Consider the following 18,823-nt stretch of genomic DNA (forward strand, 5'->3'; position numbering starts at 1 on the left):
AATGCCAATTACCCTTACCGAATCAGCTGCACTGCATGTGCAAAACACCCTGCAACGCCGTGGTAAAGGCCTAGGGCTACGCCTTGGTGTACGGACCTCGGGCTGCTCTGGTATGGCGTATAAATTGGAATTTGTCGATCAGCCAGCCGAAGACGACATCAGCTTTGAATGTCATGGCGTAACCTTGTTCACCGACGCCAAGAGTTTGGTCTATATCGACGGCACCGAGCTCGATTTTGTGCGCGAGGGCTTGAACGAGGGCTTTAAGTTCAACAACCCAAACGTCAAAAATGAATGTGGTTGTGGCGAAAGCTTTAACGTATGAACTTAAACAGCGACTACTTCACGCTGTTTGGCCTCAAACAGCAGTTCGCTGTGGACACAGCGGCTTTGGATGCGGCCTATCGGCAAATCCAAAGCCAAGTTCATCCCGATCGTTTTGCACAGGCTTCCGACACCGAAAAGCGGCTAGCCTTGCAATGGGCGACACATGCCAATGAGGCCTATCAAACCCTGAAACATCCGATTTCACGGGGGCGTTATTTGTTACAGCTTGCCGGTGTTGATACCGCCGAAGAGCAAAACACCGCCATGCCGACAGCCTTTTTAATGGCACAAATGGAATGGCGCGAGGCGATTGAAGAAGCTCAAGCGGGACATAATGTCAGTCAGCTAGAAAAACTGTCTGCTGCCTTGCACGACGATAGCCAAGCACTGATTGAACAATTGGCCGATTGCCTCGACCATCACCCTGATTTGCCCCAAGCGGCATTGTTAGTGCGCAAGCTGCGTTTTCTCGACAAATTAGAACAAGACATCAGTGATGCCATTGAAGGGCTGTTGTTCTAAACTGCGCGCCAGATTAGACCTTATTCGCCCTCACCCTATCACACGTAATGGATTTTTATGGCTCTCTTGCAAATTGCTGAACCCGGGCTATCAACCGCCCCCCATCAACACCGTCTTGCAGTAGGTATCGATCTTGGCACCACCCATTCTTTGGTTGCCAGCGTCCGCAGTGGTATCGCATCAGCTTTGCCTGATGCACGCGGTCGTGTGCTATTACCTTCGGTGGTTCACTATCGGGAAGATCAAGGGGTAGATGTCGGCTATGATGCACGTGCCTGTCAGACGCAAGATCCACATAACACCATTGTGTCAGTAAAACGGTTTATGGGACGTGGGTTGGCCGATCTCCCTGATGCATCTAGTTTGCCGTATCAATTTGTCGATGGCCCGGGGATGGTCGAACTACAGACCCGCGCAGGCCGCAAGAGCCCAGTACAAATTTCCGCCGATATTCTCAAAGCCTTGAAAATACGAGCTGAAGCGACGTTAGGCGGTGAATTAACCGGCGCGGTGATTACCGTACCAGCCTATTTCGATGACGCCCAACGGCAAGCGACAAAAGACGCGGCAAAATTGGCGGGGCTGAATGTGTTACGGCTGTTAAATGAGCCGACTGCCGCTGCCATTGCCTACGGTTTGGACAATGCCTCGGAAGGGGTATATGCGGTTTATGACTTAGGCGGTGGAACGTTTGATATTTCCATCCTTAAGTTAAGCCGAGGGGTGTTTGAAGTGCTGGCCACCAGCGGCGATTCCGCCTTGGGGGGTGATGACTTCGATCAACGCATTTTTTGTTGGATGCTACAAACGGCCAATCTGTCACAACTGTCTGACAGCGACACCCGTTTGTTATTAACCCATGCCCGCACAGCAAAAGAATCGCTGACGGAGCACGAAGAAGCCCTGATTCAAGCGGTGTTATCCGATGGTCGCTGGATTGAACTGACGTTAACGCAAGATTTGTTTAACGACATGACCAAAACGTTGGTCGAAAAAACCTTGCTCCCTGTACGCCGTGCCCTACGCGATGCCCGCTTACAGGTTGGCGATATCAAAGGGGTGGTGTTAGTCGGTGGTGCCACGCGGATGCCACATATTCGCAAAGCGGTAGCAGAGTTTTTTGGTCAAACGCCCTTAACCAATCTCGATCCTGACCAAGTGGTTGCCTTAGGCGCAGCGATGCAGGCGAATGTGTTGGCAGGGAATAAAGTTGACGATGATTGGTTGTTGTTGGATGTGATTCCCTTATCGCTTGGTTTGGAAACGATGGGTGGATTGGTGGAGAAAGTCATCCCACGCAATAGCACCATCCCTACCGCCCGCGCCCAAGAATTCACCACTTTTAAAGATGGCCAAACGGCGATGGCGATTCATGTCGTACAAGGTGAACGGGAGTTGGTCAGCGATTGCCGCAGTTTGGCGCGATTTGAGTTGCGCGGTATTCCGCCGATGGTGGCTGGCGCAGCACGCATTCGGGTCAGTTTCCAAATTGATGCCGATGGTTTGCTGTCGGTCTCTGCCCGTGAATTGTCCAGCGGTGTCGAGGCCAGTATCAGTGTGAAACCGAGTTATGGTTTAACTGATGAGCAGATTGCCCATATGTTGACCGACTCGTTATCGCATGTGAAAGATGATATTGCTGCACGAAAATTGCGTGAGGCGATTATTGATGCAGAAAGTCTGATTGCTACCACGGAAAATGCCTTACAAGCGGATGGTGATTTATTAGCAGGCGAAGAACGCTCGCGCATTGATAACGCCATTGCCGCCTTACGCAGCGCCATCACGGCACAAGCAACGGTTGCCATTAACCAAGCGACTTCGCGCCTCAATACCGTCACCGGCGATTTTGCCGCTGCACGAATGGACCGAAATATCCGCCGCGCCTTGGCAGGGCAGAAAATCACCGATCTATAAAGGATGCCACCATGCCAAAAATCATCGTTCTACCTCATGCTGATTTGTGCCCCGAAGGCACCATGTTTGATGCTGAAAGTGGGCAAAGTATTTGTGATGCCCTACTCGAAAACGACATTGAAATTGAACACGCGTGTGAAATGTCGTGTGCCTGTACCACCTGTCATGTCGTAGTGCGCGAGGGTTTTGAATCGCTCGAACCGTCGGATGAATTGGAAGACGATATGTTGGATAAGGCGTGGGGCTTAGAGCCAAACTCGCGTTTATCCTGTCAGGCCATGATTGCCGATCAAGATTTAGTGGTCGAGCTGCCGCGTTATACCGTTAACCATGCCCGCGAGCATCATTAAGGAGCGACACGATGAAATGGACTGATAGCCGTGATATTGCGATTGCTTTAACGGAAACACACCCCGACATCGACCCAACAACAGTCCGTTTTACGGATTTGATGCAGTGGGTATTGGCTTTAGAGGGCTTTGAGGATGATCGAAAACATTGTGGTGAGAAAATTTTAGAAGCCATTCAAATGATGTGGATTGAAGAAGCCGAATAATCCACTCAACACCGCCCCATTGCCGTATGAGATGGGGCAGTTTTTTATTACAGATTTTGAGCAGGAAACACTGCCTTTAACCAATTCACCAAACCGGTATAAAGCGGTGCAGCAACATCGAGTAGCTTACCCTCTATCGCATAATACAGCCCCTCTCCAGGCTTCTCCTGCCAAGCCAGCCAAGTTGCTACTTCCGCCTTACTTAACCGCACAGTTTTAAACTTTGGAGCAGTGAGCGAAGCTACCGTATTTTTAGCCTCAATCAAAAGTGGCTGTTCAGTTAAAGATACGGTTTGTTTAATCCAATCTTCTAACATACCCTCTGCTGCATTATCTGGCATCACCCATACACCAAAATCGGGTAAACCATCATTGTGTTGGTAGAGCAACCCACCTGTGGCTAAAACCTGAGGTGATCTGTCATATCCTAAAGAAGCCACTTTTTGGGTAATCTGCTTGATTGTGTTAGAAAATCCACCGCCATCAGAGATTCGATCTGCGTCAACCACAATAGCCAATGCTTGCAATCGACCATCGTTTAAGTCATTGATGAGCGTTTCTAGCATATTGAGTATGCCTTGCTTGGTATTTTTACGCCCACCCACTTCAACAGGTGGCGCCACTCGAACGCCAGCAAGAATAGTATTTGATCGACATAACATTTCAAAAAAAGCCCGATCCGCTTCACCTTCAACCAACAACAAACGGTCAACCATTAGCGCACCTCAACATCGGCTTGGGTAATGTTGAATAATTTTTGCTCATCAAACACCGTCGCAATCACCCGACCTTGATCGCTAGTTCTTACACTACGGCCAACACGGAATAACACACCTTCTATTGCCGTTTTTTCAATTGCAACTTTTGCAAAACTCTCAATGCAATCCCAGCTATGTGTTGTTGCAAATACCTGAATATTTAATTTTTCCGCTAAATCAAATACCAATTCCCATACTTTTTTCTGCACACTGTAATGCAGCCCATTTTCAAATTCATCAATCAGCAAAAACCCGCCTTTTGCAGAAAATATTTTGAGTATCAATTGTAAAATACGCAGCATACCATCACCCATGCTATTCAACGGCACAGGCTGATCTTGCCCTGCAAGGCGAACTTTTGCAGTTCGGCTTAAGGATTGATTAGAAAACGATTTCTTCTGTTGTTCAGTACGAACAAAGGTAATGTCTAAAAAGTCAGGCGCAATAAGTTTTAATGCTGATTTAACAGTATCTTGATGGTTGGTCAGTGCAATTTTATCCCACTCATCGGCTAATTCATCTAACGAAACAAATTGAGTTGGAATGACGTTACAAGGCAATATATTCAACCCTGAAAGGGGAGGGTAGGCTCTTGTCCGGATTGCATTGATTTTATCAAAACGAATACTAGCATGGTGTCCGTTTTTATGAATAAAAAGTGCATCCAGTAGTTCGCCCTCTAAATCATCTAGCTGATCTTTTGCAATACGTTTAAGGCGATTTTTAGTAATTTCCTCACCATTCTCATGAATGATTTCCGACCATTCTAGTAGATATCCATGCTCAATCGTGAGTCGATTAGCTCCCTCGATTTCACCAATTACAATTTTTGCATCATTATCGGGAAACTTTCTGCCAGTAAAAAAAGCTTGAAAGGGTATTTCATTATCAAATAGCTCATTGATATTATCAGAGATATAGACACGTTCATCATGACTGGATGCAAGCATTTCAAGCAAACGTAAATTAGCGTTTCCGGCATAAATACGTATTGCCTCTAGTACCGTTGTTTTGCCAGAGTTATTTTTTCCGACAATTAGATTAACACGGCCTAGTCTATTAACTTGAAAATCCTCAAGAATACGAAAGTTTTTTATATCAAGTGACTTTAATTGCATTTTCATCTCCTAAGAGAAAGCAGAATCATCATAGGAATTTAATATTATGAATATCCGTCTGGGGCAGTTTGACTTATAGCACGACCACTTCATCACTGAATGGATCATCAACCCGAGAGCCTGCACACAACACCGAATACACCATACAATTCAGCGTGTTTTTTTGTGTTTCGATTGTGTGGAGAAAGGCTGTCGATACGGCGCAATCGCCATCGGAGATCATCAGCACATCGGCTTTTTTGAAGTTCTCGTGCCGTTTAATCAGTTCAAAAGCACGTTGCAATGGCGTTTCAAAGTCTGTTCCACCACCAAACCCTGTCCCCAAAAACTGCAACAAACCAGCAAGATCGGCTTTGCCATCCATCGCAAATTCGCGGATTTCTCCACTCGAACCAAACAACAGCACATGCAAAGCGCGGTCTTCACGTTTTAAAATCAGCGATATCGCCAGCAACAACGCTTTTGCCCGCAGCAATGGCAAACCGGCCATGCTGCCCGAGGTATCCAAACACGCGACAATCGGCCCTGTTCGTTTTTTGCGTGTTTCTGTGGTTTCGCCCACACCTAAAGTGATGCCGCTTAATTCGTAGGTCAGCAGGTTTTTCTCGAGCAAGCGCGCAAAAAACAAGGTTTCGAGGGTGTCATCTTCCAGATTCGACAACTCACTCGGCAACATCCGCATCACATCATCGCTACGGTGAACGCCATGCACTTCGCTTTTGCTGGCTTCAGGAATACGCGACCGTTTGCGGTGTTCTTCGCTCAGATAATGGCGGCCCATTTTGCGAACAAGATCACGAATTTGGGCGTTTTCTTGTAGTTGCTTTGCCAATGCTTGGAAATCTTCCTGACAGGCTTTTAATTCGCCATACGACAAATCCGCACCAGTGGCACGCAAAAAACCTTCTGCATGATCGTAAGCAGTGCTGATTTCTTGCAACCACTGGCCGAAACCATCAAGTTTTTTCAACACATCAGCAGGAAGATTTTCGTCAGCGATTTCGCGCTGATAGTCTTGCAACGTGCCCAGTTCATCGCGAATGCGCGCTATATTGCTGGCGCTCAGCGGCAGGTTTTTAAAAAATTCGTGATGGGCTTGCCAATCTAATTCAGTTGGTTGGCTGGCCGGCGAGGACGGGCGGCGAGGCGTGTTGTGTTCGCCGCTGTCGTCGTCCTCGTCATCACCGAAATCATTTTCCCAATCCCACAACCGCCACTTTGTCGCCCCCAAGCGGCTTTCGGCAGTGCGCTTTAGCTCGCGGATAGTGGGTTCCCATGTGCTATCAATCCAGTTCAATGGGTTCAACCGATCCCACAAAGAAGGCGCACCGCTTTCAAGCGTTTTCACACATTTGCTAGAGAATTGATGACAGTTTTTAATCACCAAGCCATAAAACGACCGTTCACCGACATCGAATAATGAACGCTCCGCCACCGCATCATGCCCCACTGCGCCGTGGCGATCACAAGAAACATAGATTTTGCTACCCAATAGGCTTTTTGAAGTGAAGCTATCGGGACTGCTAAGCTGCACTTCACTTTCAGCAATCCCATCGACCACGATATTAGAGATTTGCCGGCGGCCGACATAAATCCCAGAATGCTCCACCGCCACCCATAAATCACAATACAACACACTCCCCGGCACAGGGCGCACTTTGCTGCGGAAAGTGTTGTCGATGAAATATTTAATGGGTTTTATCCCAAATTTTAGCGCAGCGAATGCAGCAGAAAATATCGTCATGGTGTTAAATCCACAGATTGTCTTTCAACTGCAAAGCCAGCAAATCCACCATTTTTTCACCGACTTGGCGTAAAGTTGGAACATTATTTTGATGATCCCATCGCCAAACCTGCTCGAAATCCCAACCGAGGGTCAATTCAAAATAACGCTGTGTAAATAGTGCAGCAGCAACGGTTTTACCTTCCTGACCATTACCATCATCACCTGTTTGGTTTGAATGACTTTCAATCGAAATATTATGTTCTAAACGGCCACCATTTTTATTTTCTGCAACAATACGGTAATAGCTCACCTCAGCCAAAGGGCCAATCGCACAATGACGCACCACACTGTTCCTACAATAATATGCAATCCCGCAACTCAAACTACCGCTTCCAGATACAATACAACGCTCTACTACAGTTCCACTTTCGAGTGAATGGGCAATGCCACAATATGGTGATCCGTGAACCTTCACTTCACAATCAAGAATCTGGCAATTATTGTATATAATGCTATCAAGAAAACAGATATCAGTATCAATATCAGTTAGTGGCCCTCCTGTCGTACGACAACGCGCAATCTGGCTATTTTTTGCTAACCCTACAAAAGACCACGCTTCACAATCAAGCAAGGTGCAACCAGTGATGCTGTATCCAATCAATCTCTTTTCTGCTTGACATGCCAGAATGGTTGTTTTTTCTGCATTTAGAGCAATCGCACTTTCACCAAGCCGGATGTTTTGTAGCTGTGAATTGCGCACGGTATTAAATAGCGGCCTTACGCTGTATTCGCGATCAAGACGAAAACCGTCCCCCTCGTAATGTCCCTGAAAATCAAATATTGGCCAATCACTAATGGCTGAAAAATCTAGGTCGGCTGTTTGGCGGAAGTGATAGCCTTTTTGTCCGACATCCGCACGCGCCAAATCCATAAAATCTTCCACCGAGCGAATTAACAGCGGATCGTCAGCCGTGCCACTGCCGACAAAACCTTTCACCACTGCGCTAATTGCAGCACGGTTCGGCTTTTTGCCGATTTCGCTACTTTTTTGAAACGCAGCAACCACCGTTTCACCATCGCTATCCACTTCATAAACCGGAATATTTTTCTCTTTGTCCATCGGCACCAAACGGCTTAGGCCTTTCAAAGTCGATGTAATGATCTCTCGGACTTTGGGTGCATTATCGGGGTGGTTCCACAAACAATCTTTCAACAACAACACATCAGACAAATCTACCTCGCGCCGACCATTGCTGGCCGCAGAAACCCGTAGCAATTTAATAATTTTTTTCAAGCGGCGATCAGATAAACTCTCACGCGCATCTTCTTGAAAGGCTTGTTTATGTTGTTGCCAAATACTTTGGATGCCTTGAACAATATCATTTGGAATCGTGACAGTTTTCGCAGCTTGACGTAAGCGCGCTATTTCATGCCGTGTTAAACGATCTTCCGGCGCAAACTCCGGTTCTGTCGTTGTATTGAATAACAATTCAAAACGATCTTCACTGACATAATCCACAAAAATACGCACCAAAAACCGATCATATAAAGCACCTAAAGCCTCATCATCGGTGGGTAATTCATTCGAAGCAGCAATTAACGCCTGTAAAGGAACAGCTTGGGCTTGAGCGCCATTGTGATACATGCGCTCGTTAAGAATCGTCAATAACGCATTGAGAATAGAAGAACTGGCTTTGAAAATTTCATCTAAAAAAGCCACATTGACAGTGGGTAAATAGCCCTGAGTATTGCGCTTAAAACGGTCGGCTTTTAATTCGGTAATAGAAAGTGGGCCGAATAATTCTTCTGGTGTCGAAAATTTGGTGAGCAGATATTCAAAATAATCATGCCCATCTTGATCATCACTTAAGACTTGTGCAATCCGCCGAGCTACCAAACTTTTTCCTGTGCCTGGAGGCCCAACCAAAACCAAATTTTCCTCGGCTAATACGGTTAACAATGCGGCTTTTAATACCCCCTCACGCTCAACCAAACCCTGATTTAACAAAGCCAACAGGCGTTGTAGTTTGGTTTTAAAACTGGCGGCTTCGGGCGAAAGCGAAGAGAGAGGGGCGGCAGCGGTCTGTGGACGCGGTTGTAGAACTTGGCTCATCGTTGGCTCAACAAACAGAAGAATAAAAAACGAATGCCAAGTGTTTCAGAAATAGCTTGCCAAAGCAATTTTTTATGCAAAATGTTTGTAAAAATCTAAATTCAGCCCACACCACGCCGCTACAGCTCGTACCAAGACGACAACATGCTCAAAGCCGAGTCAGCCACAACAGCAGAGGCACTAACACAGCGGTGAGTACGCCATTCAGCCCCATCGCCAACCCTGCAAAAGCCCCTGCGCCAGCCGAGATTTGAAAAGCCCGTGCGGTGCCGATGCCGTGACCGGCAATGCCGGAGCTGAATCCCAACACGATGTCACTGTCCCACTTCCAACGTTGTAGCAAAGGGATGGTCAAAACACAGGCCAACATACCAGTCAAAATCACCAACACCGAAGCCAACTGCGGCACGCCGCCGATATGTTCTGCAATCCCCATCGCAATCGGTGTCGTCACTGAACGCGGAGCGAGGGTAAGCAATAGTTCACGATCTAACCCAAACAACATGCCGCTACCAATGCCGCTAATAATGCCAACCGTCCCGCCGATCAGCAGGGCGATTAACAACGGGCCAAGTGCTTTTTGTAAGCGTGGGAGTTGGGCGTAGAGAGGCACGGCAAGGGCAACGGTGGCGGGGCCCAGTAGGAAATGGACATACTGCGCACCAGCAAAATAGGTGGTGTATGAAGTGCCCGTGCCAAGCAAAAGGGCAATAATCAAACCATTCGACAAAATAATTGGGTTAGCCAATGGATGGCCTTTACAGCGGCGATTGAGCGTTACCATGCCGCGAAAAGTCAGCAACGTGACGAATAACCATGTCAGCGGCGACTGCAACATAAATTGCCATGTGCTCATGCTTTCCCTCCCAATTTACGCAAACGCCGCAAACGATGACGCGCCAGTAACAGTTTCAAACTGCCGGCGGTCGCTAAATGGGTGGCAAACAAGGCCACCAGCAAGGTGATTGTCAGTGGCCAAAAAGCGCGTTCTAGCAAATCTAAATACTGAATTACTCCCACCCCAGCCGGCACAAACAACAAACCCAACCACGCCATCAGCTTTGGAACATTCTCGCCCAAAAAATGGGGAATGCCTCGCCGTGTCATCAGAGTTAAAAATAAAAACAACATGCCTAACACCGGCCCCGGAATGGGAAGGCTAAGCGCATGGCTCACCATTTCACCAAACCACTGGTAGGCAACCAACACAATTAAAGTTTCTAACATGGCAATAAAATGAGGCGAAAAGCAGAAAATTGCCGTTAAAAGTGAACGAGGTCAAATCTTTTCACTTTTGGATGATTGGTATGACCACTATTTCTGTTGACACCTATCCATATTCGGATAGGCGGCGGGGATTAGCTGAGGATAGATTCTAGGTGATTGAGAGGCAGAGCGGTCGAGCGTTTGACTTCATGTAGCACAAAGCTGGATTTCACATCGGCGACACCTGGGTGTTGCAGCAATTTATCCATCACAAAGCGCGAGAAGTGCTCTAAATCTTCAAAATACACTTGCAGCAAATAATCCATCTCGCCGGTCATGGCAAAACAGTTAATCACTTCTTGCCAATGTGAAACGGCTTCTGAAAATTGTTTGGCGTAGGTGGTGCCACGTTTTTCTAAACTGACACGGACAAAGGCCTGTAACCCCAAGCCAAGACGGGCAGGTTCGAGTAGCGCGACATATTGTCGAATCACACCCGATTCTTCGAGTTGTTTCAATCGGCGCAAACAAGGCGAGGGAGAGAGAGCAACGGTTTCTGCGAGTTCGACATTGCTTAAGCGGCCATCACGTTGCAACGTGGCAAGAATTTTTAAGTCGGTTTTGTCAAAGTGTTGCGCGGGCATTTTATCGCTCTTCTAAGATGAGTTCTCGATATTTTAATCTATCTTGGAGGCAATAATATCAATTCATTGCAATAAAGTTGCCATCAGCTTCAACAACTATTCACCAATTTTCAAAGCATTAGCCCAAGTCAGGGCATCGATTTGTGCCAAGCTGACCCATTCTGGACAAAATCCCTCGGCTTCGATGATGTCAAAGCTACAACCCAAGCGGTGTTCATTTTCGTTTTCCACCGCTTCTGCCACATTCAGATAAGACACTAAACACCCTCGATGCGACAACAAAGCATAAGAAATATGTGTCGATAAACCGGGGATCTGCCGCAATAATGCTTCGATTGGCATGCCCAACAACACCGGCGCTAACGATAATACGCCACATAAAAAAGCCTCATCAGCCAAATCGGGGCGGGTTTCTTGTGCCAATAACTCCATAAGACGCGCACGGGCGGCGGCAGTACGGAACAGGGGTGTGGGAGTGGCATTGCCGTTATCTTCAACATACAGCAACAACTGTAACCAGCGGGCAATCTGTTTGCGGCCCAGTAAAGTCACCGCCTGCAAAATCGAATGAATACGGGTACCGTAACCGTAGTGGGCAGAATTGGTCAGACGCAATAGATTCACGGTTAAACTGGGATCGGTTTTAATCGTGAGTTCGATATCATGGGTACTGCTGTTATCGTCGTTTAATAAAGCCAACAACTGCATGATCGTCAATCGGGCTGGACTCAGCCCTTGACCACTGAGCACCGACGGTTTGGCAAAGAAATAACCTTGGAAATAAGAAAAGCCCAGTGCGCGACACATCTCGGCTTGCTCTCGTGTTTCCACTCTCTCGGCCAAAAAGCGCGCCCCGAAGCGGCGCAGCTGATCTAACAACGGTAGTAAGGTACTTTCCTTGCCCGGGACAAGTGGGATTTTGATGATATCAGCGAGTTCGAGAATCGGATCCCAAGCAGGGTCGTAATGCTCAAGGTCATCAACAGCAATTAAAAACCCTGCCTTTTTCAATTCAGCACAACGCTTGGCGAGGGCAGGACTTGGCGTCACATGCTCTAACACTTCCAACACCACTTGCTGTGCGGGTAAGAGACTGATGACTTCTTCAAATAAAAAGGCTTCGTTTACATTCACAAAGCCTTTATAACTACCTAGCAAATTCCCCATCGACAGCTCACAAAAAGCATTGACGATGACTTGTGCTGTCGCTTGAAAATCGTTCGTTACCCCCGCATGCAACCCCACTTGGCGCCTGAACAACAGTTCATAGCCAAATAAACGAAAAGCACTGTCTAAAATTGGCTGTCGCCCAACAAAAATCGGCTGGCGGATTTTAGGGTCGGAGATAACTGTTGTCATAGAATTACCTTTGCACGAGGGAGCAAATCAAAAGACTTCGCCTATCAACTAAAACAACAATGGCATCTTCAAGCATAATGACAAAAGCAATCTCTTGCAACAAAAATACAAAACTTTATGCCATAATAAATTGTTATTTATCATGGCTGGCCAATCCGCTTGAGGATGCCACATACGCTGTCTGTTGTCTGACAACTCAAGACAAACACCTCTGAAAAAACTTTTTTCAAAAAAGGCTTGACGGCAAAACCGAGTTCGGGTTTAATACGGTTCTCGCTGCAGCAACGATGCAAGCGAAATGGCCAATTAGCTCAGTTGGTAGAGCAGCGGATTGAAAATCCGCGTGTCCGTGGTTCGATTCCGCGATTGGCCACCACAGAATTAAAAAGCAGTGCCTAGCATTGCCAAATAAACCCAGTAAGAGCCTTGTGCCTACTGGGTTTTTTGCTATTCGTGGGCAATCCTTGGCAACAGGGGTAGCAGTAAAATTTGTGTATAACTTTGTGTATAACTAGAATCGCATGGCAACCGTTATACACAAGGCCTGCCATGAAGCTAACTGACCCCGTTATCAAGGCAACCAAGCCACAAGAAAAACCCTTTACCTTGTCCGATGGTGAAGGCCTTGCATTGCACATCCAGCCCAACGGTTCAAAGTGGTGGCGTTTTCGCTATCGGTTTGACGGTAAACCCTGTTTGCTGTCTCTTGGCACCTATCCCAGTACTACCCTTAAAGCAGCCAGATTAGAGCGTGACCGCCTGAAAGGGCTAATCAAGCAAGGCATTAACCCTTCTGTCCAACGCCAAGAAGATAAATTCATGGCCGCCAAGAGTTCAGCTAATAGCTTTGAATCGGTGGCCCGTGCTTGGTTTGACGGCTGGCAAGGCCACCAGGTTACAACGCCCGACTTTTTACTAAGTCGGGCGTTTTTCTTTTTCAGAGCGTTAAATCGCTCTCTTTTCTTTGTTTAAGATTGTCTTGCTATTTTTAGAACAATCAGTCTATTATTTTCCTCATGAATGACACAGCCTCTTTTCCGATCCGTCGGCGTGGGCGGCCTGCGAAGCGGGTTGCTGATCGCTTTGAAACCCGCGAAGCGTTGATTCGCTGTGGGGTGGCGGTATTAACGGAAAAAGGTTTTGCTGCCACCGGTATCGATGAAATTTTGAAACAGCTCGGTGTACCAAAAGGCTCTTTCTATCACTACTTTGCCAGCAAAGAAGCGTTTGGTCAGGCGGTGATTGCAGCCTATGCTGAGTACTTTGCACGCAAGTTAGACCGCTGTTTCACGGATAGCAGTCGCTTACCTTTGCAACGCATTGCTTATTTTATTGATGAAGCCTGCGCTGGTATGGCGCGTTATCAATTTCGCCGAGGTTGTTTGATTGGCAATTTGGGGCAAGAAATGGCAGTGTTGCCCGAGGCATTTCGCGAACAACTCGAAGCCGTATTTCAAGATTGGCAACGGCGTTTAGCGGATTGTCTGCAACAAGCGCAACAACAAGGCCAGTTAGCAGCAGCGATCGACTGTACGCAATGGGCGGCATTTTTTTGGATGGGTTGGGAAGGTGCGGTATTGCGTGCCAAATTGGTCGCCAATGACGCTCCACTGCGGCAATTCGCCCAAGTGTTTTTTGCTGCTTTAACCAAGTAAATTTTTTTAGCTATTTTAAGACGATCGGTCTAAAAATAGTTTGGTTCTACATATGAGGAGAAGCCATGTTTAACGCGGTGATAGTGGATAAGGTGGAAGGGCAATATCAAACAGCCCTTCGGACACTGGATGACAGCAGTTTGCCGGAGGGTGATGTTACGGTGGCTGTTCGCTATTCAACCTTGAACTATAAGGATGGTCTGGCGATTACCGGCAAAGGGCCGGTGGTGCGGAAATTCCCAATGGTAGCGGGGATTGATTTGGTGGGGACGGTAGAAGACAGCCAACACCCCGATATCGCTGTCGGCAGTGAAGTGATCTTGAACGGCTGGGGCGTGGGTGAAACGCACTGGGGCGGCTTGGCGCAACGGGCACGCTTAAAGGGCGATTGGTTAATTCCTCTGCCAGAAGGTTTAACACCACAACAAAGCATGGCCATCGGTACCGCCGGTTATACCGCGATGTTATGTGTAATGGCATTACAAAAGCAGGGGGTAACACCGGAACAAGGTGAAATTGCGGTTACAGGGGCCAATGGTGGCGTTGGCACGGTGGCGATTGCGCTGTTGGCACAAGCCGGTTATCGCGTGGTTGCTATCACGGGTCGGCCACAAGAAAGCGAGTTTTTACAGCAATTGGGCGCGAGTGAAGTATTAGACCGCCAAGATTGGAATGCCCCTGGCAAACCGTTGGCGCGTGAGCGGTGGGCAGGGGCGATTGATACCGTTGGTAGCCACACCCTCGCCAATCTCTGCGCCAGCATGCGTTATCGTGGTGTTGTCGCGGCCTGTGGTTTGGCACAAGGGATGGATTTTCCTGCTTCGGTAGCACCGTTTATTTTGCGTGGCGTAACTTTAGTTGGGGTGGATAGCGTGATGGCACCGCGTGAAGAACGCTTGCTGGCATGGCAACGATTGGCACAAGAATTAGACTTGAACAAACTGGCGGCATTGAGTCGTGAAATTGGTTTGAGTGAGGTGATCGCGACGGCAGAGCAACTGTTGGCGGGTCAAGTGCGTGGTCGTGTGATTGTTGATGTTAACCGTTAAGAAAGAAACCCCATGTCTGCAGCCATTAGCCGTTTTGCCGTACCTGATTTGAACGAAGTGCCTGAGGATATTCGGGCTCGTATTGTGGCGGTGCAAGAAAAAGCCGGTTTTGTGCCAAATGTGTTTTTGATGTTAGCTCACCGTCCGGCAGAGTTTCGCGCTTTTTTTGATTATCACGATGCTTTGATGGAGAAACCCAGCAGTTTGAGCAAAGCCGAGCGCGAAATGATTGTGGTAGCAACCTCTGCCGCAGGCCAATGTTTATATTGTGTTGTGGCACATGGTGCCGTATTGCGAGTGCGAGCAAAAGATGCGCTGTTGGCCGATCAATTGGCAACCAATTATCGCAAAGCCAATTTAACCGCCAAACAAAGAGCCATGCTCGACTTTGCTATCAAGCTCTCCACCCGAGGCGGTGAAATCGAAGAGGCTGATTTTGACCTGTTGCGTGAGCAAGGGTTTGATGAAGAAGCTATCTGGGATATTGGCGCAATCACTGCATTTTTTGCCATGAGCAATCGGCTAGTTCACCTCACCGGCACCCCACCAAACGAACCGTTCTATTTGATGGGGCGCGTGGCGAAAGCCTAATTAGCCTGCACTATCGGCCTGTTGCAATTCAGCCAATAATTGTCGACAGGCCATTACTGCCGCAGGGAAATCCAATTCGTTCATGGCTTTTTGCCAGTCAGACCAAGCGGCGAGATCCGGCGGTGGCAGATGTTGACAGATCTGTTGGTATTGATCCCATGCGGCAAGGTTGTTTTGTTCCAACAAGGGCAAAATCTCGGCGAGACCTTGTTGTAATTGCTGCTGTTGTGCCGGCGCAAGGGCACTTTGTACGCTAACCGTTGCCGGTGTTCGATGGAGAGCAAGATATTGCTGCAAATCGGTTACAGTATGTTCTAACAACGCAGCAAGTCTGTCCTGTGCCGCCGGCCAATCGGACAATTTACCGTCTTGTTTTAACTCGGCCTCCAATGTAGCCGCCTGCGAAGATAACGCATACGCCCCTAATGTCGCCGCCAAACCTTTCAGGGTATGTAATAACCGTTGTGCCGTTGGTGTGTCTTGCTGGTTCAAGGCAGTAGCTACCTGTTTAACGCAATCTTGTTGATCTTCGATAAAACGCTCAACTAGGGTCAGGAACAGATCCATCGACAGTTGCAACCGCTGTCGCGCAAGATCGGGGTCAAACTCGGCAGTAGTCGCCGCTTGGGCATGGGGCGTCGCCGTTGGGATCGGCGTCGGCACTGGTGTCCAGCTTCCAATTTTACTGCCACAGTAGCGTTGAATCGTCCGCACCAACTCATCTAAATCAATCGGTTTCCCGACATGGTCATTCATCCCAGCAGCAAGGCAAGCCTCACGATCAGAAGAAAACGCATTGGCAGTCATGGCAATCACGGGGAGGGCTTGATTTCCCATGTCTTGTCTTAAGACACGCGTGGCGGTGTAACCGTCCATTTCTGGCATCTGCACATCCATTAACACCACATCAAATGGCCGGACTTGTTGCCGAATCGCTTCTAAACCTAGCTTGCCATTGTTAGCCAATTCGACTTTTGCCCCTTCTTGGCTAAGCAATTCGCGGGCAATTTGTTGGTTAATACTGTTGTCTTCCACCACCAAAATATGCAAGCCACTCAGTCGTTGCACACGTTGTGTCGGGCTGAGGGCAGGGGTACGGCTACCATAGTTGGCTTCTGCTACCGCATCAAACAGCATCGAGGGCGTCACCGGTTTACTGAGAAACGCATGGATGACTTCCGGATGTTGGTTGGCACGGGAGGCAAGTTGTTCACGGCCATAGGCCGTCACCATCATAATCAAACGGGTATTGGCATGGCACAAAGTATGTAAAGCAGTGGCGGTGTCCCAGCCATCTTTGGTCGGCATCTGCCAATCAATAAACACGGCATCAAAGCGTAAATCACTGTGTTTGACCAAGGCGATTGCTTGATCGCCACTGTGCGCCTGATGGGCTTGCCAACCAAACCGACTTGCCATCCGGCTTAATAAATCGAGGGCACCGCTGTTGTCATCGACAAATAACACCCGTAATCCTTGATGAGCTTGTGAAGGTAGCCGACTGGAGAGGGCATTGCTCTCTTGCTGGTTGAGCGGAAAAGACAAGGTGAAATGAAAACAGCTGCCCTGGTTGAGTACACTGTTAACGCTAATTTCGCCGCCCATCAACCCAACCAGACGTTGGCTAATCGCCAACCCAAGGCCAGTACCACCAAAGCGGCGGGTGGTGGACGCTTCTGCCTGTGAAAAGCCTTCAAAGATAAACGCTAGCTTATCTTCGGCAATGCCAATACCGGTGTCTTGTACTGAAAACGCGATTGTCACTTGTTCGGTATCTTGTTCTACGACCACCAACCTAACGACAACTTCACCATGTTGAGTGAATTTCACACTATTACCGGCTAAGTTGAGCAAGACCTGTTGCAAGCGCAAGGCATCACCGCACAGCGCATGAGGCAAGGCTGGATCGAGGTCGAATAACACCTCGACTTCTTTCTTGTTGCCGAGTGCCGCAGATAAAACCACCGACAAATTGCGTAGCACCTGATCGAGACGGAAGGGGGCGGATTCAAGTTCGAGTTTGCCCGCTTCGACTTTAGAAAAATCCAGAATATCGTTCAAAATCCCCAATAAAGACCGCGCTGCGGCCTCTGCTTTGGTGGCATATTCTTGTTGTTGTCCATCTAGCGCGGTGCGGTGTAGCAGTTGTAACAAGCCCAAAACCGCATTCATCGGGGTACGAATCTCATGGCTCATATTGGCCAAAAACAAGCTTTTTGCTTCGCTGGCGCTTTCTGCCTCATGGGTCCGGCGGCGTAAAATATCGGCATCAAACTGTCGTTGTTGTTCGTATTGATGGCGGCGGTGTTGAATCCAAGCCAGCCCAGCACCAGTCGAGAACACTAACAAGCCAAACACCAGACACAGCCGTTTCACATTGCCCCACCAGCTAACAAAGGCCAGTTCATAATCACGCGTCGCGGCAACGACTAAACTTTTATTGAGTTGTAAAAAATCAGGATTCACTGACCGCATTGCAATAAAACGTCGTTCACCAGTGGCGTACACTTTCCCCTGCATCACGCTATGGCTGCGGCCACTGGCGCGATGTTGACTAAAAAAAGAGCCTTCGGTATCTAAACGTAAACCTGCCATGCCAGGCTGAGGCGGTACCATCAAAAACTGTATGCCATCTTCGTGGGCAATTGAGGTCCACATATCTGGCGTGTTACGAACTGAGTCGAGTAAAAAAGAGAACTCTTCTGGGTCGAGTGTGGCTGACACAATACCATCAAAAAAACCATCTTCATCCGGCACCATTTTCACCGCATTCATTGAAAAAGTGCCTAACACGGTTTGGAAAGGTGGGTTGAGATAGAGTTTCCCGACATTAGGTTCGCGTCGAACAGTGCGGAAATAATCCCGTTTAGCAAAATTCATCCCGATCAATTCTGGTCGATTCGAGGCCCAGACAATCCCATCTGGCTGAATCACCATAAAAGTTCGCACTCCCGGCATGGCATCGGCAAAAGCACGCAGGCGGCGATTGGCCAATTCACGGCCATGGGGTTGCCTGTTCCAATAGTGAATATCGGTGCGAATGGCAATCAGGGTGCGGTTGACGGCTTCGAGTTGGCGGGTGATGCTGGCCTCAATCACACGGGTTTGGGCATCAAGCCGTTGCTTCTCGGCATCTTCGATCTGCTGTCGGTCGAGATACAGAAAATAACCTAATGCCGCCGCCAACACCGTCAGCAACAAAAATAAGCTTAACCATTCGAGATGTTGTTTCTTCTCGAGAGAAGCTGATGGCAGAGGATTGAGGGAAGCGGAGGTCGGCAT

At 48.2% G+C, this 18,823-nt stretch carries 18 protein-coding genes and 1 tRNA gene; 10 read left to right on the top strand and 9 right to left on the bottom strand.

Going from position 1 to position 18,823, the window contains the following annotated elements; genetic code table 11:
* The first annotated feature begins 1 nt into the window (after window position 1).
* From iscA to iscX, 5 genes are read left to right on the top strand one after another with little or no spacing between them, the layout of a single operon-like run.
* Window positions 2-325, top strand: a complete 324-nt coding sequence (gene iscA / locus G465_RS0102720) for an iron-sulfur cluster assembly protein IscA (protein ID WP_022652951.1) — start codon at window positions 2-4, stop codon at window positions 323-325.
* The gene (gene hscB, locus G465_RS0102725) at window positions 322-849 is read left to right on the top strand and encodes a Fe-S protein assembly co-chaperone HscB (protein WP_022652952.1); all 528 of its coding nucleotides are present in this window, start codon (window positions 322-324) and stop codon (window positions 847-849) included. Before iscA ends, hscB begins: the two co-directional genes overlap by 4 nt.
* Window positions 850-906: 57 nt before the next feature.
* Window positions 907-2,766, top strand: a complete 1,860-nt coding sequence (gene hscA, locus G465_RS0102730) for a Fe-S protein assembly chaperone HscA (protein WP_022652953.1) — start codon at window positions 907-909, stop codon at window positions 2,764-2,766.
* Between the two features lie 11 nt (window positions 2,767-2,777).
* Entirely contained in the window at window positions 2,778-3,116 is a 339-nt protein-coding gene (gene fdx / locus G465_RS0102735) for an ISC system 2Fe-2S type ferredoxin (protein WP_022652954.1), read from the top strand.
* Between the two features lie 11 nt (window positions 3,117-3,127).
* Window positions 3,128-3,322, top strand: a complete 195-nt coding sequence (gene iscX, locus G465_RS0102740) for a Fe-S cluster assembly protein IscX (protein ID WP_022652955.1) — start codon at window positions 3,128-3,130, stop codon at window positions 3,320-3,322.
* A 47-nt stretch (window positions 3,323-3,369) separates the two neighbouring features.
* Here iscX and G465_RS0102745 read toward each other — a convergent pair whose 3' ends face one another.
* From G465_RS0102745 to G465_RS0102780, 8 genes are all read right to left on the bottom strand, one after another.
* Window positions 3,370-4,038, bottom strand: a complete 669-nt coding sequence (locus G465_RS0102745) for a DUF3226 domain-containing protein (RefSeq protein ID WP_022652956.1) — start codon at window positions 4,036-4,038, stop codon at window positions 3,370-3,372.
* Complete coding sequence (locus G465_RS0102750) at window positions 4,038-5,198, bottom strand: AAA family ATPase (protein ID WP_162138803.1); 1,161 nt, start codon at window positions 5,196-5,198, stop codon at window positions 4,038-4,040. Before G465_RS0102750 ends, G465_RS0102745 begins: the two co-directional genes overlap by 1 nt.
* 73 nt (window positions 5,199-5,271) lie before the next feature.
* Entirely contained in the window at window positions 5,272-6,942 is a 1,671-nt protein-coding gene (locus tag G465_RS0102755) for a VWA domain-containing protein (RefSeq protein WP_022652958.1), read from the bottom strand.
* Between the two features lie 4 nt (window positions 6,943-6,946).
* Entirely contained in the window at window positions 6,947-9,037 is a 2,091-nt protein-coding gene (locus G465_RS15880; RefSeq protein WP_022652959.1) for an AAA family ATPase, read from the bottom strand.
* Window positions 9,038-9,185: 148 nt separating this feature from the next.
* Window positions 9,186-9,893, bottom strand: a complete 708-nt coding sequence (locus tag G465_RS0102765; protein WP_022652960.1) for an LrgB family protein — start codon at window positions 9,891-9,893, stop codon at window positions 9,186-9,188.
* A complete protein-coding gene (locus tag G465_RS0102770) occupies window positions 9,890-10,264 on the bottom strand; it encodes a CidA/LrgA family protein (RefSeq protein ID WP_022652961.1) in 375 nt (124 codons plus the stop codon). The genes G465_RS0102765 and G465_RS0102770 overlap by 4 nt, the downstream gene beginning before the upstream one ends.
* 131 nt (window positions 10,265-10,395) lie before the next feature.
* A complete protein-coding gene (locus tag G465_RS0102775; protein ID WP_022652962.1) occupies window positions 10,396-10,887 on the bottom strand; it encodes an Lrp/AsnC family transcriptional regulator in 492 nt (163 codons plus the stop codon).
* Window positions 10,888-10,983: 96 nt separating this feature from the next.
* Window positions 10,984-12,246 carry an EAL and HDOD domain-containing protein gene (locus G465_RS0102780; protein ID WP_022652963.1) on the bottom strand — a complete coding sequence of 421 codons (1,263 nt, stop codon included), beginning with the start codon at window positions 12,244-12,246 and terminating at the stop codon, window positions 10,984-10,986.
* Window positions 12,247-12,546: 300 nt separating this feature from the next.
* Here G465_RS0102780 and G465_RS0102785 point away from each other — a divergent pair.
* The 5 genes from G465_RS0102785 (at window position 12,547) to G465_RS0102805 (ending at window position 15,541) form a co-directional block, all read left to right on the top strand.
* A tRNA-Phe gene (locus tag G465_RS0102785) sits at window positions 12,547-12,622 on the top strand.
* A gap of 173 nt (window positions 12,623-12,795) precedes the next feature.
* Entirely contained in the window at window positions 12,796-13,218 is a 423-nt protein-coding gene (locus G465_RS0102790; RefSeq protein ID WP_022652964.1) for an Arm DNA-binding domain-containing protein, read from the top strand.
* A gap of 44 nt (window positions 13,219-13,262) precedes the next feature.
* Window positions 13,263-13,901 carry an acrylate utilization transcriptional regulator AcuR gene (acuR, locus tag G465_RS0102795; RefSeq protein WP_022652965.1) on the top strand — a complete coding sequence of 213 codons (639 nt, stop codon included), beginning with the start codon at window positions 13,263-13,265 and terminating at the stop codon, window positions 13,899-13,901.
* 65 nt (window positions 13,902-13,966) lie between these two features.
* Window positions 13,967-14,950, top strand: a complete 984-nt coding sequence (gene acuI / locus G465_RS0102800; protein WP_022652966.1) for an acrylyl-CoA reductase (NADPH) — start codon at window positions 13,967-13,969, stop codon at window positions 14,948-14,950.
* Window positions 14,951-14,962: 12 nt separating this feature from the next.
* Complete coding sequence (locus tag G465_RS0102805; protein WP_022652967.1) at window positions 14,963-15,541, top strand: peroxidase-related enzyme; 579 nt, start codon at window positions 14,963-14,965, stop codon at window positions 15,539-15,541.
* Here the strand turns inward: G465_RS0102805 and G465_RS13195 are convergent, their stop codons facing one another.
* Window positions 15,542-18,823, bottom strand: coding sequence for a response regulator (locus G465_RS13195; RefSeq protein WP_022652968.1), 3,282 nt, complete (start codon window positions 18,821-18,823; stop codon window positions 15,542-15,544).

This window comes from Aquaspirillum serpens DSM 68 (genome assembly GCF_000420525.1).
In the GTDB taxonomy this organism is placed as follows: Bacteria; Pseudomonadota; Gammaproteobacteria; order Burkholderiales; family Aquaspirillaceae; genus Aquaspirillum; species Aquaspirillum serpens.

Excerpts from the sequence above, each read along its gene's own strand:
- G465_RS0102790 (WP_022652964.1), top strand. The coding sequence starts at position 12,796 with ATGAAGCTAACTGACCCCGTTATCAAGGCAACCAAGCCACAAGAAAAA.
- G465_RS0102765 (WP_022652960.1), bottom strand. The coding sequence starts at position 9,893 with ATGAGCACATGGCAATTTATGTTGCAGTCGCCGCTGACATGGTTATTC.
- iscA (WP_022652951.1), top strand. The coding sequence starts at position 2 with ATGCCAATTACCCTTACCGAATCAGCTGCACTGCATGTGCAAAACACC.
- acuR (WP_022652965.1), top strand. The coding sequence starts at position 13,263 with ATGAATGACACAGCCTCTTTTCCGATCCGTCGGCGTGGGCGGCCTGCG.
- iscX (WP_022652955.1), top strand. The coding sequence starts at position 3,128 with ATGAAATGGACTGATAGCCGTGATATTGCGATTGCTTTAACGGAAACA.
- G465_RS0102780 (WP_022652963.1), bottom strand. The coding sequence starts at position 12,246 with ATGACAACAGTTATCTCCGACCCTAAAATCCGCCAGCCGATTTTTGTT.
- G465_RS0102745 (WP_022652956.1), bottom strand. The coding sequence starts at position 4,038 with ATGGTTGACCGTTTGTTGTTGGTTGAAGGTGAAGCGGATCGGGCTTTT.
- hscA (WP_022652953.1), top strand. The coding sequence starts at position 907 with ATGGCTCTCTTGCAAATTGCTGAACCCGGGCTATCAACCGCCCCCCAT.
- acuI (WP_022652966.1), top strand. The coding sequence starts at position 13,967 with ATGTTTAACGCGGTGATAGTGGATAAGGTGGAAGGGCAATATCAAACA.
- G465_RS0102755 (WP_022652958.1), bottom strand. The coding sequence starts at position 6,942 with ATGACGATATTTTCTGCTGCATTCGCTGCGCTAAAATTTGGGATAAAA.
- fdx (WP_022652954.1), top strand. The coding sequence starts at position 2,778 with ATGCCAAAAATCATCGTTCTACCTCATGCTGATTTGTGCCCCGAAGGC.
- G465_RS0102805 (WP_022652967.1), top strand. The coding sequence starts at position 14,963 with ATGTCTGCAGCCATTAGCCGTTTTGCCGTACCTGATTTGAACGAAGTG.
- G465_RS15880 (WP_022652959.1), bottom strand. The coding sequence starts at position 9,037 with ATGAGCCAAGTTCTACAACCGCGTCCACAGACCGCTGCCGCCCCTCTC.
- G465_RS13195 (WP_022652968.1), bottom strand. The coding sequence starts at position 18,823 with ATGCCGACCTCCGCTTCCCTCAATCCTCTGCCATCAGCTTCTCTCGAG.
- G465_RS0102770 (WP_022652961.1), bottom strand. The coding sequence starts at position 10,264 with ATGTTAGAAACTTTAATTGTGTTGGTTGCCTACCAGTGGTTTGGTGAA.
- G465_RS0102750 (WP_162138803.1), bottom strand. The coding sequence starts at position 5,198 with ATGCAATTAAAGTCACTTGATATAAAAAACTTTCGTATTCTTGAGGAT.
- hscB (WP_022652952.1), top strand. The coding sequence starts at position 322 with ATGAACTTAAACAGCGACTACTTCACGCTGTTTGGCCTCAAACAGCAG.
- G465_RS0102775 (WP_022652962.1), bottom strand. The coding sequence starts at position 10,887 with ATGCCCGCGCAACACTTTGACAAAACCGACTTAAAAATTCTTGCCACG.